A 14,394-nucleotide genomic window follows, 5' to 3' on the forward strand; every position below is an offset into this window, starting at 1 on the left:
GTCTGCGCGCGTCGCTTCGCTCCTTGCTCCGCCATAGGATGACGATCGCGATGGGCGTTTGAGTGAAATCCCTGCATGCGCGCACGCTCGCACACCAGCGATCCCGACGAACTTAATCCGCCGACAAATCCGCCGTCCGGGTCAGCGCGCTGCCGAAGCCGTTGAGCGAGATGGTGAAGGAGATCGGCTGGATCGTGTCCGCCGCCGTCGCGTTGATCTTCAGCGTGGTGCCGTTCTGCAGGAGCGGCGTAATATCGGCATCGAACGTCACCGGCACCAGGCAACCGACCGCCTGGCAGGTGTTGAATTGCAGCGTGCCATCCAGCTTCTTGTCGTCGATCTCGAGCGAGATGCCGTTCGCCAGGGCCAACCCGAAGGGCAGCGCCAGCGTGCCCCCGGCGTCCTGGCCGGTCTTCGTCGTCAGTTCGATCGCCAAAAGCCGCTGGCCGCTCTGCTTGTTGAACTGCTGATGCGACAGGCTGCAGACCTTGTTGGTGCCGGTGACCTGGCAGTTAACCGTCCAGTCGCCATGCGTTTCCGACAGCGCCGAGGCGCCGCCCGGCAGTTGCGGCTTGGCTGCCGCGCCGGCGGGCTGAGCGGCAACCTTGTTCTGCGCGGCAAGTCCCGTCGCCGGCACACCGGTAATGCAGGCGGCCGCCAGCATCGCCGCGAAATACGCGTACTTTGTCCTCATGATATTCCTTCTCGCCGTCGCCCCGCGTCAGCTGGAAGCTGAGCTTCAGGGACGCGCTGACCGCATTCTGCTTGACCGTTTCGCCGAAGACGCCGTTGTACCTGATCGCCAGGTCGCCGCCGTTGACGCCATCGAGCTCGAGCCCGGCGCCGGCCCGATAGAGCGGCGAATCGATGGCTTCCGTCAAGTGCAATGCCGGGTTGCCGGGCAGATTCTCGGCAGCGGCGAAGCGCCGTTCGATCTCCCGGTAGAGAACTCGACGCCGGCCCTCCCGTGAATGCGGAAACTGGCGATGTCGCTGACCGGAACTGCCGGCGCCGACCTCGGGCGCCGGAGCCGCGGTAGATAAACATGCTGCTTCCGTGACCAGCATCACGTTTCGCCATGGCGCCATTCGCCGGCTGCACTATATTTGGCGGATGGTTTTTCGCACGCGAGCCAACCGGATGCTTCGTCTGACCGTTCTTGCAGGTGCCTTGCTGGCGGCCACGATTTCCGGGCTTGAGCCGTCTTCCGCGCAGGTCGTCGTCCCGACGAACCGCAATGCATTGGTGCAGCAAAATCAGCTGCTGCAGTTGCAGAACAGGTTGCAGCGGCAGCAATATCAGCAGCAGCAGCAATTGTATCGCGAGCTCGACCGGCAGACCGCGCCCAAGCCCCAGCCAAATGTGCCAGTCTATGACCAGACATGCCGAATGGAAGCTGTCGGCAACACGATTTCGCGGGTTTGCCGCTGACATTTTGTTTTTTTCGGTTTATTAGCCGACTTACTTGCTGGCAAAATGCCGGATTGCAAGGGCGGTGGTTTTAGGGTTTGCAAGGGACAGGGTTTTGCCTGCGCGTGGACAGCGTACGGCAGGGATGCTGCCCTCGCCGGAATTTGGGATGCCAACAACCAAGAAGAAAACAGTTCGCAAAGCCAAGAAGGGGCAACGGATCCGTCAGGTGGCGGCCATTCCGTTTCGGTTGCGCGAGGACGGCCGGCTCGACGTGTTGCTGGTCACCTCGCGCACCACGCGGCGCTTCATCGTGCCCAAGGGCTGGCCGATGAAGGGCAAAAGCGGACGCAAGGCCGCAACGATCGAAGCGCAGGAAGAAGCTGGTGTCCGGGGCAACGCGCTGAAGCAGCCTGCCGGCACCTATTCCTATTGGAAACGCATAACCGACGGCTTCGTTCGCGTCGACGTGGTGGTCTATCTGCTTGAGGTCACCGAGGAACTTGCCGATTGGCAGGAAGCCGCGAGCCGGCAGCGCGCATGGCTCCCCGCGGCGGACGCGGCGTTGTTGATCGATGAGCCGGAGCTTTCGACGCTGCTTAGGGATTTGACCATTTCCGTGGCCGACCCGGCGTAAGCAATCAGCTATTTCGTGTCTTCCGGGAAGGGTCGTACCGGTGTGCCGCCATAGGCCCACAGCCATTCCCTCGGCAGCGGCGAAACCGGCGGCGCCAGCCGCGGCCGTACCCGTCAAAAATCGGCGTCTGTTCAGCATGGGATTCCTCCACGCGCGCGTTCGGCGAAGATGCATTCATGCTGAACGCGGCTAGTCTCGACGCGGACGAGTCCTAGCAAGTCCTTGCCGTTCCGGCCGGACGTAATTTTCTCCGCTTGACTCACATATATCTCGGTGGTTATACGTTAATCAATAGCCAATGGGTTATTGATCCCGATGTCGAACCTGCATGATATGATCTTCCGGACGCTTGCCGATCCGACAAGGCGCGCCATTTTTGAGCGTCTGTGCCGCCAAGGCGAGCAGACGGTCGGCGCGCTTACGGCTGAGGCTGGTGTCTCGCAGCCGGCGGTGTCGAAGCATCTCGGCCTGCTCAAGGACGCCGGGCTGGTGCGCGACCGCCACGAGGGCCGCCAGACCCACTACAGCGCGCAGCTGGGCGCGCTGGCGCCGCTGATGGACTGGACGCGCGAAATGGCGGGGTTTTGGGAAAGCCGGTTCGACGATTTGGAAGATCTGCTCAAAAGGATGGATCAATGAATGAAGTGTCGGCCGGAACGCGCTCCGTTGTCGTCGAGCGCGAGATTCCCTATCCGCCGGAAAAGATCTGGCGCGCCCTCACGCAACCGCATCTCATCGAGGAGTGGCTGATGAAGAACAACTTCAAGCCTGTAGTCGATCATCGCTTCACTATGAGCGCGGATTGGGGCGGCGTCGACTGCCAGGTGCAGACGGTCGAGCCCTACAGGACCCTGTCCTACACGTGGGACACCAAGGACCTCGAGAGCGTCGTCACCTGGACGCTCACCGCGACGAACACGGGCACGCATCTGCGCATGGAGCAAGTCGGCTTCCGCGCGGACCAGGAGCCGTATTACCGCGGCGCCACGGTGGGCTGGAAGCGCAACTTCACGGCCCTGGAGCAGTTGCTGTCGCGGATCGATTGAAGTCCGCCGAAGCGTCACAAGACAGGCACGGTTCTGGCGGGGCGGCAAACCGCCGGCGCAAGCAATGGAGACACCAAAATGAAGATCAAGCTGACCAGCATCTATGTCGACGACCAGGACAAGGCTCTCGGTTTCTATACCGACGTCTTGGGCTTCACCAAGAAGGCCGACTTCACCAATGGACCGTTTCGCTGGCTGACCGTTACCTCGCCCGACGATCCGGATGGCACCGAGCTGCAATTGGCGCTCAATGACAATCCGGCGGCAAGGACCTATCAACAGGCCGTCTTCAAACAGGGCCAGCCGGCGCTGATGCTGTTCACCGACGACATCGAGAGCGACCATGAGCGCATCAAGGCCAATGGCGGCAACTTTGCCATGGCGCCGACCGCGGTGACCGGCTCTACCATCGCGCAGCTCAACGACACCTGCGGCAATCTCATTCGGATCACCCAATTGGCGCGCTGGCAGGGCTGATCTTTCATTCGGTTTCAAAAGAGGAGGTACCATTGGACTGGAGCAAATGGATAAGGCAGTTTCACCGCTGGCTGTCGATCATCTTCACCGTCACCGTCATCGCCAATTTCGCCGCCATGGCATGGGGCCAACCGCCCGCCTGGATCGTCTATTCGCCGTTGATCCCGCTCTTCCTGCTGCTGTTCAGCGGGCTCTACATGTTCGTGCTGCCCCATGCCGCCAGGTGGCGCGGCGAGCCGGCGGGCGAGCGCACAGGATCGGCCTGATGGCGAGGGCGAAATCGAAGGCTGCCGTATCCGCGGACGCGAAACCTGTCCTGCTTTCAGGCGGCAACCCGCAGATTGCCAAGGGCTACGGCGACGCTCCCGTGCAGGCCTATATCGCGGCGCTGCCGGGCTGGAAGAGCGAGGTCGGACGCCGGCTCGACCAACTCATCATTGAGGCCGTTCCCAACGCACAAAAGGCCGTCAAATGGAACTCTCCATTCTACGGGATGGAGGGCGAGGGCTGGTTTCTCGGCATCCATTGCTTTGCCAAATACATCAAGGTGGCGTTCTTCCGTGGTCTGTCGCTGAAGCCCGTGCCTCCCGTCGAATCCAAGAGCAGGGACACGCGCTATTTCCACATCCATGAGGACGACCGGCTCGATGAAGAGCAGTTCGTTTCCTGGGTCAAGCAGGCGAGCCAACTGCCTGGCGAGCGAATGTAAGCGCAGGAATGATCCAACACCGTTTCCCTGAAAGGGCCGCGGTGGCAATCTCTTATCCAGCCTCGAAGGAGAACCGGGCATGCAAACAGGCGGCGCGCAGGACGGCAAGTCTCCGTCCGAGCTGATCGACGGAAGGATCAAGGAACTGGGCGACTGGCGCGGCGAGACGCTTGCCCGGCTCCGCGCTGTTATCAAGGAGGCCGCGCCGGACGTCATCGAGACCTGGAAATGGCGCGGCGTGCCGGTTTGGGAGGATGCCGGCATGATCTGCACCGGCGAGACCTACAAGGCCGTCGTCAAGCTGACCTTCGCCAAGGGCGCGGCGCTGCCCGATCCGGCGAAGCTCTTCAACTCCAGCCTCGAAGGCAACACCAGGCGCGCCATCGACTTTCGCGAGGGCGAGGAGATCGACGAAGAGGCGCTGAAGGGGCTCGTTCGCGCCGCAGTGGCGCTGAACAAGCTCAAAGCCAAACGCTGATCAACCGAGACTGCCTCCGGCCCGCCTTTCCAGAAGGATCGTCGGTTTGTCGTGATAGGTGGTGCGCAAGATTTCGCGATAGCCGTTCTTTTCGGCCACCTTGAGCGAAGCATCGTTTTCCGGATCGATGATGCAGACGGTCCTCTGCCCCCCGAACACGTCGTCGCCCCAGGTGACGACCCGTCCGACGACCTCGCTGGCAAGCCCCCGGCCATGCGCAATCGAGGCCAGTGCCCAGCCCGCCTCCGGGACACCCTCGATCGAGGGTTCGATCTCGCGCTTCAGGTCATGGAATCCGGCCTCGCCGATGAAGCGACCTGTCGTTTTGTCCTCGATCGCCCAGAAGCCGTAGCCAAGCAGCGACCAGAGCCCGGCATGACGCAGGAACCGCATCCAGCTCTCCTCACGCGTGCGCGGCTTGCCGCCGATGAAACGGGTGACCGCGGGCTCTGCCCACATGGCGGCGTAGGTTTCGAAATCGTCCAGCCGGTGCGGCCGCAATATGGTGCGCGCCGTCTCCAGGATCGGTACGCCGGCTTCCGTTTCGATGCTCATAGGTCTCGCCTCTGGTTGACCCGGCAGCCCTTAGCAAATGCACCCGCCCAGGCAAGGGCCAGCACGGCAAGGAGGACCCTCCAACTGCGAACGATCGTCACCCGGCACCGGGACAGCGCGGATGGCCGGCGACGGCATGGGATTTTCGTCCGACGATGCTACTCTACCGCGAACCCGTGATTCAGATACGCGGTTCAACTGCGGGAGAACCCATGGATACCACCGACCTTCTGCTGGCGATCGCCCATCACCTGCTGGTGTTTTCGCTGGCCGGCATCATCGGCGCCGAGTTCGTGCTGGTGCGCGGCGATTTGGGGGCGGCGACGCTGAAGCGCCTTGTCGGCATCGATCGCCATTACGGCATCATCGCCGCGCTGATCGTCATCGTCGGCATCTGCCGGGTGTACTTCGGCCTGAAGGGCTGGGAATTCTACGTCTACAACTGGGTGTTCTGGGCAAAGATGGTGGCCTTCATCATCGTCGGCCTGCTGTCGATCATCCCGACTGTTCGTTTCATCGCATGGAGCAGGCAGGCGAGCGGCAGTCCCTCTTTCACGGTGCCGGCGGCGGAATTGGCTTCGGTGAAGAACTATGTCCGCGCCGAGGGCTTCATCTTCCTGCTCATTCCGGTTTTTGCCGCGGCCATGGCGCGCGGCTACGGTTATTAGAGCAATTCCAGGAAAAGTGCGTTGCGGCTTTCCGTCCGGAATCGCGCAAAAAAGACCTAGGCCTCGACCGGAACCATCTCATCAAGCGGCGCGATCGGCACCAACGGCGCTGGTATGTCGGTGGTCTTTTCCTTCGACTTGCAGATATCGGCGATGACGCAGGCCGGACAATCGGGCTTGCGCGCCTTGCAGACATAGCGGCCATGCAGGATCAGCCAATGATGCGCATGGCGCATATATTCGGCCGGAATGACCTTGAGCAGCCCTTGTTCGACCTGTTCCGGCGTCTTGCCTGGAGCGAGCCCGATCCGGTTGCCGATGCGCAAGATATGCGTGTCGACCGCCATGGTGTGCTGGCCGAAGGCGACGTTGAGCACCACATTGGCGGTCTTGCGCCCGACGCCCGGCAGCTTCACCAGTTCGTCTCGGTCCTCCGGCACCTTGCCGCCATAGTCGTCGATCAGCGCCTTCGACAAAGCGATCACGTTCTTGGCCTTGTTGCGCCAGAGCCCGACGATGCGGATGTAATCGCCGACCTTGGCCTCGCCCAGCGCCAGCATCTTCTGCGGCGTGTCGGCCACCGAAAACAACGCCTTCGTCGCCTTGTTGACGCCGGCGTCGGTCGCTTGCGCCGACAGCACCACCGCAACCAGCAGGGTGAAGGCATTGATGTAGTCGAGCTCGCCTTTCGGCTCCGGCCGCTGCACTGAAAAGCGCCGGAATATCTCATGCACCTCGGCAGGGGTGTAGAGCGAGCGCGAAGCTGCTTTTCGCGGCCGTCCACCCGCCGGCGGGCCGCCACCCGCAATGGCGGACTGAGGCTTTTTGACTGCTGCCGATTTTTTGGACTTGGGAGGCGCCATTTCCCTCCTATAATATTCCCCCATGAGCGACACAAACGCCTCGTTCCAGGCCGACGAGCCATTCTTCCAGGCTCTGCTCACTCCGCATCGTTCGCTAGGCCGCACCGGCTTCCTGATCCTGATGGGAGCGCTTCTGTTCGGCTGGGCCGTCACCGGCGCGTTCTTCCTGGCGCACGGCGCCTGGCCGGTGTTCGGCTTCTTCGGCCTCGATGTGATCGCCGTCTACATCGCCTTCCGCGCCAATTACCGGGCCGCGCGCGCCCGCGAGGAAATCTCGGTCTCGCGAACCAGCCTCGACATCCGCAAGACCGCGCCATCCGGCCGTTCGGAAGCGCATCATTTCAATCCGTTCTGGACCAGGTTTTCGATCGCCCGCCACAGTGAAATCGGCATCACCAAAATGGCGGTGGAGGCGCAAGGCAAGAGCGTGGCGATCGGCGGCTTCCTCAATCCCGATGACCGCGAAAGTTTTGCCACCGCCTTTTCGCGCGCGCTGGCGACCGCCAAGACACGTTGAGCACGATCCCAACCGAGGTCTGCGTCGGCGAAAAATGGGGGCCGGTCTTTGCTTTCGCCGCGCCGCGGTTCGGACAAGATCAGGCTCGAGGCAAAACCAGGCGCCTCAGAACCGGTAGCGCAGCAGCCTGCCGACCTTGCGCATCGCAGGGATAAGCCTCCACAGACCGATGAACAGGCGCGCCGACCAGCCGAGACGCGCCCCCTGCTCCGGCATGTAAGACGGGATCTCGCCGATGAAGCGAAGTTTCGGCACGGCCAGTTCCAATTCGCGCGGATCCTCGATGGCCCAATGGACTTCGGAGCCGGTTGCCTTGATGGCCGGGTTGAGGCGCATCAGCCTCAGGCCGAAACGGCTATAGGCGTCGAACGTCAACTCGCCGCCGGCAAGATGCGAGACAAGCCGCGCAAACAGTCGCGGCCCCTCGTCGGCCGCGAGATACGGCGTCAGCCCCTCGGCCACCACCATCGCGGGGCGATTGCGGGGCACTTCGACCAGCCAGTCCGGTTCGGTCACCGACGAAGCGATCAGATGGTAACGATCCCTGGACGGATAGAGCCTGCGCCTTAGCTCGATGACATCCGGATAGTCGACATCGAACCAGTCGACGCCTTGCGGCGGGTCGACGCGAAAGATCCGCGAGTCGAGCCCGCACCCCAGATGCAGAGCGATCGCGTCCGGATATCTTGCAAGGAAATCCGCAACGCAAACGTCCAGTGTTTTCGCCCGGATAGCAAACCCCAGTCCAAGATTGCCGTCGACCTTGAGCCTCGAGAAATCATAGTCGATCTTGCGCACCGCCTCGTCGGCGAAGCGGTCCTGGAGCAGCGAATGCGGCCGCCGGCTCTCCAACGCCTTGCCGTAAAGCGTCATCAGCAAGGTTTCCTTTGCCCCGCTCAGATCAACCTTTTCACCGGCCATGATTGTCCTTTTCAGCACGAAGCTGATTCTATCTGGGTGCAGCTGGCGGGAAGGCAAGTTTCGGGTGGTGGCAAGGCTCTGGAAGACCGATATTCGCGGTCAAGGAGATATTGCCATGAACGCTCAGATGACCATGAATACGCGGATGAGACCGACCGCGATCCTTCACAACGACGTCACCCCCGAAGGCAGCGACTATGAAGTCGTGCGCCGCGCCATCGAGAAGATCAGCCTCGACTACCGCGACCAGCCCTCGCTCGAGGTCCTGGCCGAGGAAGTCGGCGAGACGCCGACCGGCCTGCAGAAACTCTTCACCCGCTGGGCCGGCCTGTCGCCCAAAGCCTTCCTGCAGGCCGTGACGCTCGACCATGCGCGCAGGCTGCTCGATTCCGGCATGCCGCTCCTGGAGACCTCGTTGGAGCTCGGCATGTCCGGTCCCGGCCGGCTGCACGACCTGTTCGTCACCCACGAGGCGATGTCGCCCGGCGACTACAAGACCCGCGGCGCCGGCCTGACCATGCGCTATGGCTACCACATCTCGCCTTTCGGCATTGCGCTCATCATGGTCACCGACCGGGGTCTCGCCGGCTTGGCCTTCTGTGACGCCGGCGGCGAGCGGGCTGCCTTCGCCGACATGTCCGGCCGCTGGCCGAACGCGACTTATGTCGAGGACATGGCTGCCACCCAGCCTTATGCCGCGCGGGTCTTCGACCCGTCAAAATGGCGCGCCGACCAGCCGCTGCGCGTGGTCATGATCGGCACCGATTTCCAGCTTCGCGTCTGGGAAGCATTGCTGCGCATCCCGATGGGCAGGGCCTGCACCTATTCCTCGATCGCGGCAAGCATCGGCGCCCCCAGCGCCAGCAGAGCCGTGGGTGCGGCGGTAGGCGCCAACCCGATGTCGTTCGTGGTGCCCTGCCATCGCGCGCTCGGCAAGTCGGGCGCCCTCACCGGCTACCACTGGGGGCTGACGCGCAAGCGCGCCATCCTCGGCTGGGAGGCGGGACAGGTGGCGTCCTGAAGTCGCGCGGCTGCAGAGCTATCGCGTGCGACGACGGGCCGCGATTCCTGCCATGGCTGCTGGTCTGCCGACCTCGTCCGCGTATGCCTCGATCGGGTGAGGTCGTCCGATCAGATATCCCTGCAGTGCGTGGCAGCCCTCCTCGCTGAGAAAGGTCAACTGCTCAAGTGTCTCGACGCCCTCAGCGATGATATCCATCGACAAGCCCCGGCCTAGTCCGACGATGGCGCGGATTATAGCAACCGTTTGCGGATTCTTCTGAATCATTCCGACAAAGGACTTGTCGATCTTGATCTTGTCGAAAGGAAAGGACTGAAGATAGGAAAGCGACGAATAGCCAGTCCCGAAATCGTCCAGAGCGATCTTCACCCCGAGCGATTTCAGCCGCCTAAGGATCGAGCTTGCCCGCGAAAGGTCGTCGAACAGCACGCTCTCCGTTATTTCAAGTTCGAGCCGGTTCGGATTGAGCCCAGTTTCAAGCAGGATCTGGTGCACCAGACTCGGGAGATCGCCCTGGCGAAACTGGACGGGAGACAGATTGACGCCGATCTGAACCGACTTGGCCCACGAAGCTGCCTCGCGGCATGCCTGCCGCAGCACCCATTCTCCCAAGGATACGATCAGTCCGCTTTCTTCGGCCACCGGAATGAATTCGGCGGGCGGAATTGTTCCTCGTTCCTTGTGGCACCAGCGGATCAAAGCTTCGAAGCCGACAATCTCGCCGGATACGTTCACCTGCGGCTGGTAATGCAGGCGCAACTCGCCGCTTGCCAGCGCCGAGCGCAAGTCCTGCTCGAGGGCGCGGCGTTCGCGGAGCTTGCGATCCATGTTGGCCTCAAACATCCGGAAAACGCCGCGGCCGTCGGCTCTTGCTCGATCGAGCGCGGCACGTGCGTTGCTCAAGAGGGCCGCAACGTCTGTCGCATCATCGGGGAAGAAGGTGATGCCGATGCTGAGCCCAACCCTCAGCGCACGGCCCTCGACATCGAAAGCATCGGCAATTGTCGCGAGCAGGCGGTCGGCCAATTCCACGGCTGTCGCAGGATGCGGCCCCTCGCTGACGATTATTGTGAATCCACCGCCGCCCGTCCGTGCGAGGAAGTGCTTGTCGGCAGCTTCAGCAAGGCGCTTCGCTGCCTTGCCAAGCAGACTATCCGCAACTCCCGGGCCGTAGACGTCGTTGACCTCCTTGAAGCCGTCGATGTCGATGCGCATGACAGCGAAGGACTCCCGTCGCCCGCTCAAGCGTGAATTCGAGGCGCTCGACAAGCATCGTTCGGTTGGGAAGATCGGTCAACGCATCGTGCGTGGCCATATAAGCGATCCGCGCGGCATCTCGCTTGCGCTCTGTGATGTCCTCGGCAACTGCGAGCACGTATTTCGATTTGCCGTCATGGCTGTCTACGGCTAGGCGTCGGGTTACGAGATCGCGGACCCCCTTGTACCGCGTGGGGATCTTCTCCTCCGCAGCGATCTGCACGGTATCGGAACCCAAGGCCTCCTGATCACGAATGAGAAAGGACTCCGCTTCTTCTGGCGGAAACAGGTCGGAGTCGGTCCTTCCGATCAGTTCCTCCCGCGGGATGCCGAGCAGTTCCTCGCCCGCTCGGTTCATCAAAACGTAGCGGTGCTGCCCGGCCTCCTTTGCGAAGAGCATGACCGGAATGTTCTCGATTACTGTGTCCAGGAATTCCCTCGCGCGGCGCATGCCGTCTTCCGCGAGCTTCCGCTCCGTCACGTCTATGATGGCAACCATAAAGGCCGCACGGCCATCATATTCGATCGGCTTGGAGTAGGCGACGATGTGGATCACGCTGCCGTCCGCCTTGATGTGGCGCCAGGTGCGTCCGCATCTGTCCGAGCCTTGGCCGTCAGCCACGATCTCGCGCATCGCCTCGACGTCTTCCGGAGGCCTGATGTCGAGTATCGATTTCGCAAGGAACTGTTCGCGCGAATAGCCGTAACATTCGACGGCGGCATGATTGACGGCCAGAAAGCGCAGGCTGCCCCGGTCGAACACCCACATCGGAACCGGGTTCTCCTCGAACAGCATCCGAAGCGAGGCCTCGTGCTGCTTGAGCGTCGTGATGTCCGAAATGCAACCAACCACGAAGCGAGCGCCGTTCGGCAGCAATGCCCGGGCCTTGCGTGTCATCAACGTGCGGACCTCGCCGTCGGGGCCCTGAATGATCTCCTCATTCTCGTTGACTTCGCCGGTGTCCAGCACCAGCTGGTCGATCCGCCGGAACACGTCCGCATGTTCCTTGGGGACGAAATCGTAATCGGTGCGGCCGGCCAGTTCCTCGAAGGACCGACCCATGAAATCGCACATGCTTCGGTTCACCACGAGGAAGCGTGATTGGCTGTCCTTCACGAATATGGGGTGCGGGACCGCATCCAGCACCAGCCGCACGGCGTCGGCATCGTCGGAGGAAAATGACTTTGCGAGCTGGTCGACCGGATACCCTGAGCTCGACATTCTTGTCTCGCATTGTTGCCAGAAACCCAGCGGAAACGTTTACATCCACAACTCTTACCTATCAGTAACGATCAAATCACAAGTCGTAACTGAAATTGAGACCTCGTACGGACCGTCATCCGAACTCTGGTAACCGCGCGCCTTCCGGGGTAGCTTCCCGCGCATCAGCAGGAGGCCCTTCTTGATTATCGTTGTCGGTTCGATCAACCTCGACCTCATCGCCAATGTCGACCGCTTGCCGGAACCCGGCGAGACGGTGCGCGGCTCCAGCTTCGCCACAGCGCCCGGCGGCAAGGGCGCCAACCAGGCCCTGGCAGCCGCGCGGGCAGGAGCCCAGGTGCGCATGGTGGGCGCGGTCGGCAAGGATGGTTTTGCCGCCGAAGCGCTCGCCCTGCTCAAGACCGGCAATGTCGATCTCTCGGGTGTCGGCCAAAGCTACGCCTCGACCGGCACGGCCGTGATCCTGGTCGGCGCCGACGGCGAGAACGTCATCGCCGTCGTGCCGGGCGCCAATGATTCGGTGGTGCCGGGCGATGTTGCCAAGGCCTTCCTCAAAAAGGGCGACGTCGTGCTCTTGCAGCACGAGATCCCGCTGCAGACGGTCGAGGCCTCGCTCGACGCGGCGCGCGCGGCGGGTGCCGCCAGCGTGCTCAACACCGCCCCATTCCGGGCTGAAGCCGCCGGATTCCTCGGCAAGGCCGACTATGCCGTCGCCAACGAAACCGAATTTGATCTCTATGGCGAGGCGCTCGCGCTTTCCGGACGCGACCGCCCTGCCCGCATGCGCGACTATGCCGGCAAGACGGGCCGCGCCATCGTCGTCACGCTCGGCGGCGACGGCGTGCTGGCGGCCACGCCAGATGGTTTCCTGACCGTTCCTGCGCTGAAGATCACGCCGGTCGACACCGTCGGCGCCGGCGACACCTTCTGCGGCTATTTCGGCGCCGGCCTGTCGTCCGGCCTGTCGCTTCAGGAAGCGCTCACGCGCGCCGCCGCGGCCGGCTCGCTCGCCTGCTTGAAGCCCGGCGCGCAGCCGGCAATTCCGCTCGCAAAGGACGTCGACGCCGCCTTGGCGGAGGCGCGGTAACGGGTCATGCGTCCAGTCACGAAGCATCCCGCGCCGCCAGCCGGCGATATCTGCCGCCTGTCCGCCGTCGAGCTCGCCGACAAGATCAGGCAGCGCCATTTGTCGGTGCGCGAGGTGGTCGGCGCCTTTCTGGACCGCATCGAGGCCGTGAATCCGCTGGTCAATGCCATCGTATCGCTGCGCGATCGTGCCGATGTCCTGGCCGAGGCCGACACGGCCGACGAACATCTGGCGCGAGGCGGCGAGACCGGATCGCTGTTCGGCCTGCCGATCGCCATCAAGGATCTCGCCCTGACCAAGGGGCTCCGGACAACCTTCGGCTCGCCGATCTTCGCCGATTTCGTCCCGCAGGAGGATGACTTCTTCGTCGAGCGCCTCCGCAAGGCCGGCGCCATCGTCATCGGCAAGACCAATGTTCCGGAATTCGGGCTGGGCTCCAACACCTACAACCCGGTCTTCGGGCCGACGCTCAACGCCTTCGACCCGGCGCTGACCGCCGGCGGCTCCAGCGGCGGCGCCGCGGTGGCGCTGGCGCTCGACATGGTGCCGGTCGCCGACGGCAGCGACTTCGGCGGCTCGCTGCGCAATCCGGCGGCCTACAACAACGTCTATGGCTTCCGCCCCTCGCAGGGGCTCGTGCCGGCCGGCCCCGACATCGATGTCTTCCACGCCCAGATGGGCGTCGAAGGGCCGATGGGCCGCAGCGTGCGCGATGTCGCGCTGTTGCTCGACGAGCAGGCCGGCTACCACCCGCAAGCGCCGCTGTCGCATGCCAAGGAGGGCCCGTTCCTCGACGGCCTGCGGGCGATGGCGTCCGGCGGCCGCATCGCCTGGCTGGGCGACCTCGGTGGCCATCTGCCGACGGAACCGGGCGTGCTCGACCTTTGCGAAGCCGCCCTTGCACGCTTCGCCGATGCGTCGTTCGACAGCGAAGCGCTGGTGCCGGATATCGACTTCGAGGCGCTTTGGCACGCCTTTGTCACCTTGCGCCAGGCGAGCAGCGGCTGCGGGCTGAAGGCGCACTACGACGACCCGGCAAAACGCCGGCTTCTGAAACCGGAGGCAGTTTGGGAGGTGGAGCAGGCGATGCGCCTCACCGCCCCGCAGGTCCATGCGGCGACCGTCCGGCGCACCGCGTGGTATCGGACGCTGCTCACGCTGTTCGAACGCTTCGACCTCATTGCCCTGCCCAGCGCGCAGGTCTTTCCCTTCGACGTCTCGATCCATTGGCCGCGCGAGGTCGCGGGCCGCGCCATGGACAGCTATCATCGCTGGATGCAGGTTTCGGCCTTTGCCACGCTTGGCGGCTGCCCGGCGCTCAACGTGCCGGCCGGGTTCGACGAGAAGGGCCGGCCGATGGGCATGCAGTTGATCGGCCCCCCGCGCGGCGACCTGGGCGTGCTCAAGGCCGGCGCCGCCTACGAGGCGACGCTGCCGTGGCAGCCAGGCGCGGCCTGAGCGATCTGAGCCAGGTGGTTGGCAAGGCGGAACGCTTGCCCAGGCAGCGGGTGCCGTGCATTGATCGG

20 protein-coding genes are annotated in these 14,394 nt (G+C 63.3%); 14 read left to right on the forward strand and 6 right to left on the reverse strand.

The genetic code is table 11. The features are described 5' to 3' along the window. Positions 1 to 112: 112 nt before the first annotated feature. Positions 113 to 694: an invasion associated locus B family protein gene (locus tag F3H96_RS23135; protein ID WP_149804016.1), complete on the reverse strand. Its 582-nt coding sequence runs from the start codon at positions 692 to 694 to the stop codon at positions 113 to 115. Here F3H96_RS23135 and F3H96_RS23140 point away from each other — a divergent pair. From F3H96_RS23140 to F3H96_RS23180, 9 genes are all read left to right on the forward strand, one after another. Next, the gene (locus F3H96_RS23140; protein ID WP_149804017.1) at positions 693 to 971 is read left to right on the forward strand and encodes a hypothetical protein; all 279 of its coding nucleotides are present in this window, start codon (positions 693 to 695) and stop codon (positions 969 to 971) included. The genes F3H96_RS23135 and F3H96_RS23140 overlap by 2 nt on opposite strands. An 85-nt stretch (positions 972 to 1,056) precedes the next feature. Next, entirely contained in the window at positions 1,057 to 1,431 is a 375-nt protein-coding gene (locus F3H96_RS23145) for a hypothetical protein (RefSeq protein WP_244620119.1), read from the forward strand. Positions 1,432 to 1,579: 148 nt separating this feature from the next. Then, the gene (locus tag F3H96_RS23150; protein ID WP_149804145.1) at positions 1,580 to 2,047 is read left to right on the forward strand and encodes an NUDIX hydrolase; all 468 of its coding nucleotides are present in this window, start codon (positions 1,580 to 1,582) and stop codon (positions 2,045 to 2,047) included. A 315-nt stretch (positions 2,048 to 2,362) separates the two neighbouring features. Continuing rightward, a complete protein-coding gene (locus F3H96_RS23160; protein WP_149804018.1) occupies positions 2,363 to 2,686 on the forward strand; it encodes a metalloregulator ArsR/SmtB family transcription factor in 324 nt (107 codons plus the stop codon). After that, positions 2,683 to 3,093, forward strand: a complete 411-nt coding sequence (locus F3H96_RS23165; RefSeq protein ID WP_149804019.1) for an SRPBCC domain-containing protein — start codon at positions 2,683 to 2,685, stop codon at positions 3,091 to 3,093. The genes F3H96_RS23160 and F3H96_RS23165 overlap by 4 nt, the downstream gene beginning before the upstream one ends. Before the next feature lie 78 nt (positions 3,094 to 3,171). Then, positions 3,172 to 3,570, forward strand: coding sequence for a VOC family protein (locus F3H96_RS23170; RefSeq protein WP_149804020.1), 399 nt, complete (start codon positions 3,172 to 3,174; stop codon positions 3,568 to 3,570). A 32-nt stretch (positions 3,571 to 3,602) separates the two neighbouring features. After that, positions 3,603 to 3,836: a hypothetical protein gene (locus F3H96_RS31265; RefSeq protein ID WP_244620120.1), complete on the forward strand. Its 234-nt coding sequence runs from the start codon at positions 3,603 to 3,605 to the stop codon at positions 3,834 to 3,836. Then, positions 3,836 to 4,279, forward strand: a complete 444-nt coding sequence (locus F3H96_RS23175; protein WP_244620121.1) for a DUF1801 domain-containing protein — start codon at positions 3,836 to 3,838, stop codon at positions 4,277 to 4,279. The genes F3H96_RS31265 and F3H96_RS23175 overlap by 1 nt, the downstream gene beginning before the upstream one ends. Before the next feature lie 79 nt (positions 4,280 to 4,358). Beyond that, positions 4,359 to 4,757: a DUF1801 domain-containing protein gene (locus tag F3H96_RS23180; RefSeq protein WP_149804022.1), complete on the forward strand. Its 399-nt coding sequence runs from the start codon at positions 4,359 to 4,361 to the stop codon at positions 4,755 to 4,757. Here F3H96_RS23180 and F3H96_RS23185 read toward each other — a convergent pair whose 3' ends face one another. Next, positions 4,758 to 5,312 carry a GNAT family N-acetyltransferase gene (locus tag F3H96_RS23185; RefSeq protein WP_149804023.1) on the reverse strand — a complete coding sequence of 185 codons (555 nt, stop codon included), beginning with the start codon at positions 5,310 to 5,312 and terminating at the stop codon, positions 4,758 to 4,760. It lies immediately after the preceding gene. A 212-nt stretch (positions 5,313 to 5,524) separates the two neighbouring features. Between F3H96_RS23185 and F3H96_RS23190 the strand changes: the two genes are divergently transcribed. After that, positions 5,525 to 5,980: a DUF2214 family protein gene (locus F3H96_RS23190; RefSeq protein WP_149804024.1), complete on the forward strand. Its 456-nt coding sequence runs from the start codon at positions 5,525 to 5,527 to the stop codon at positions 5,978 to 5,980. A 56-nt stretch (positions 5,981 to 6,036) separates the two neighbouring features. Here F3H96_RS23190 and nth read toward each other — a convergent pair whose 3' ends face one another. After that, complete coding sequence (gene nth / locus F3H96_RS23195; protein ID WP_149804025.1) at positions 6,037 to 6,843, reverse strand: endonuclease III; 807 nt, start codon at positions 6,841 to 6,843, stop codon at positions 6,037 to 6,039. 22 nt (positions 6,844 to 6,865) lie between these two features. Between nth and F3H96_RS23200 the strand changes: the two genes are divergently transcribed. Next, positions 6,866 to 7,360 carry a DUF2244 domain-containing protein gene (locus F3H96_RS23200; RefSeq protein ID WP_140644552.1) on the forward strand — a complete coding sequence of 165 codons (495 nt, stop codon included), beginning with the start codon at positions 6,866 to 6,868 and terminating at the stop codon, positions 7,358 to 7,360. A 105-nt stretch (positions 7,361 to 7,465) separates the two neighbouring features. Here the strand turns inward: F3H96_RS23200 and F3H96_RS23205 are convergent, their stop codons facing one another. After that, on the reverse strand, positions 7,466 to 8,281 hold the full coding sequence (locus F3H96_RS23205; RefSeq protein ID WP_149804026.1) for a class I SAM-dependent methyltransferase: 816 nt from the start codon (positions 8,279 to 8,281) through the stop codon (positions 7,466 to 7,468). Between the two features lie 115 nt (positions 8,282 to 8,396). On the opposite strand from F3H96_RS23205, the gene F3H96_RS23210 reads away from it, so the two are divergent. Then, on the forward strand, positions 8,397 to 9,302 hold the full coding sequence (locus F3H96_RS23210; protein WP_188131506.1) for a methylated-DNA--[protein]-cysteine S-methyltransferase: 906 nt from the start codon (positions 8,397 to 8,399) through the stop codon (positions 9,300 to 9,302). Positions 9,303 to 9,320: 18 nt separating this feature from the next. Here F3H96_RS23210 and F3H96_RS31270 read toward each other — a convergent pair whose 3' ends face one another. Both F3H96_RS31270 and F3H96_RS31275 read right to left on the reverse strand, forming a co-directional pair. Further along, entirely contained in the window at positions 9,321 to 10,517 is a 1,197-nt protein-coding gene (locus F3H96_RS31270) for a bifunctional diguanylate cyclase/phosphodiesterase (RefSeq protein ID WP_244620122.1), read from the reverse strand. Further along, complete coding sequence (locus tag F3H96_RS31275) at positions 10,453 to 11,781, reverse strand: sensor domain-containing diguanylate cyclase (RefSeq protein ID WP_244620123.1); 1,329 nt, start codon at positions 11,779 to 11,781, stop codon at positions 10,453 to 10,455. Before F3H96_RS31275 ends, F3H96_RS31270 begins: the two co-directional genes overlap by 65 nt. A gap of 181 nt (positions 11,782 to 11,962) precedes the next feature. Here F3H96_RS31275 and F3H96_RS23220 point away from each other — a divergent pair, with 181 nt between their 5' ends. After that, complete coding sequence (locus tag F3H96_RS23220; RefSeq protein ID WP_149804027.1) at positions 11,963 to 12,868, forward strand: ribokinase; 906 nt, start codon at positions 11,963 to 11,965, stop codon at positions 12,866 to 12,868. Between the two features lie 6 nt (positions 12,869 to 12,874). Further along, positions 12,875 to 14,326: an amidase gene (locus F3H96_RS23225; protein ID WP_149804028.1), complete on the forward strand. Its 1,452-nt coding sequence runs from the start codon at positions 12,875 to 12,877 to the stop codon at positions 14,324 to 14,326. The last annotated feature ends 68 nt before the right edge of the window (positions 14,327 to 14,394 follow it).

It is taken from the genome of Mesorhizobium sp. NFR06 (assembly GCF_900115245.1).
Lineage (GTDB): Bacteria > Pseudomonadota > Alphaproteobacteria > Rhizobiales > Rhizobiaceae > Mesorhizobium.

Bases quoted from the DNA above. Each gene is read 5' to 3' on its own strand.
- F3H96_RS23140 (WP_149804017.1), top strand. From the start codon at position 693: ATGATATTCCTTCTCGCCGTCGCCCCGCGTCAGCTGGAAGCTGAGCTT.
- F3H96_RS23205 (WP_149804026.1), bottom strand. From the start codon at position 8,281: ATGGCCGGTGAAAAGGTTGATCTGAGCGGGGCAAAGGAAACCTTGCTG.
- F3H96_RS23135 (WP_149804016.1), bottom strand. From the start codon at position 694: ATGAGGACAAAGTACGCGTATTTCGCGGCGATGCTGGCGGCCGCCTGC.
- F3H96_RS23190 (WP_149804024.1), top strand. From the start codon at position 5,525: ATGGATACCACCGACCTTCTGCTGGCGATCGCCCATCACCTGCTGGTG.
- F3H96_RS23165 (WP_149804019.1), top strand. From the start codon at position 2,683: ATGAATGAAGTGTCGGCCGGAACGCGCTCCGTTGTCGTCGAGCGCGAG.
- F3H96_RS23175 (WP_244620121.1), top strand. From the start codon at position 3,836: ATGGCGAGGGCGAAATCGAAGGCTGCCGTATCCGCGGACGCGAAACCT.
- F3H96_RS23160 (WP_149804018.1), top strand. From the start codon at position 2,363: ATGTCGAACCTGCATGATATGATCTTCCGGACGCTTGCCGATCCGACA.
- F3H96_RS23225 (WP_149804028.1), top strand. From the start codon at position 12,875: ATGCGTCCAGTCACGAAGCATCCCGCGCCGCCAGCCGGCGATATCTGC.
- F3H96_RS23210 (WP_188131506.1), top strand. From the start codon at position 8,397: ATGAACGCTCAGATGACCATGAATACGCGGATGAGACCGACCGCGATC.
- F3H96_RS31270 (WP_244620122.1), bottom strand. From the start codon at position 10,517: ATGCGCATCGACATCGACGGCTTCAAGGAGGTCAACGACGTCTACGGC.
- F3H96_RS23200 (WP_140644552.1), top strand. From the start codon at position 6,866: ATGAGCGACACAAACGCCTCGTTCCAGGCCGACGAGCCATTCTTCCAG.
- F3H96_RS31275 (WP_244620123.1), bottom strand. From the start codon at position 11,781: ATGTCGAGCTCAGGGTATCCGGTCGACCAGCTCGCAAAGTCATTTTCC.
- F3H96_RS23150 (WP_149804145.1), top strand. From the start codon at position 1,580: ATGCCAACAACCAAGAAGAAAACAGTTCGCAAAGCCAAGAAGGGGCAA.
- F3H96_RS23180 (WP_149804022.1), top strand. From the start codon at position 4,359: ATGCAAACAGGCGGCGCGCAGGACGGCAAGTCTCCGTCCGAGCTGATC.
- F3H96_RS23170 (WP_149804020.1), top strand. From the start codon at position 3,172: ATGAAGATCAAGCTGACCAGCATCTATGTCGACGACCAGGACAAGGCT.
- F3H96_RS23185 (WP_149804023.1), bottom strand. From the start codon at position 5,312: ATGAGCATCGAAACGGAAGCCGGCGTACCGATCCTGGAGACGGCGCGC.
- nth (WP_149804025.1), bottom strand. From the start codon at position 6,843: ATGGCGCCTCCCAAGTCCAAAAAATCGGCAGCAGTCAAAAAGCCTCAG.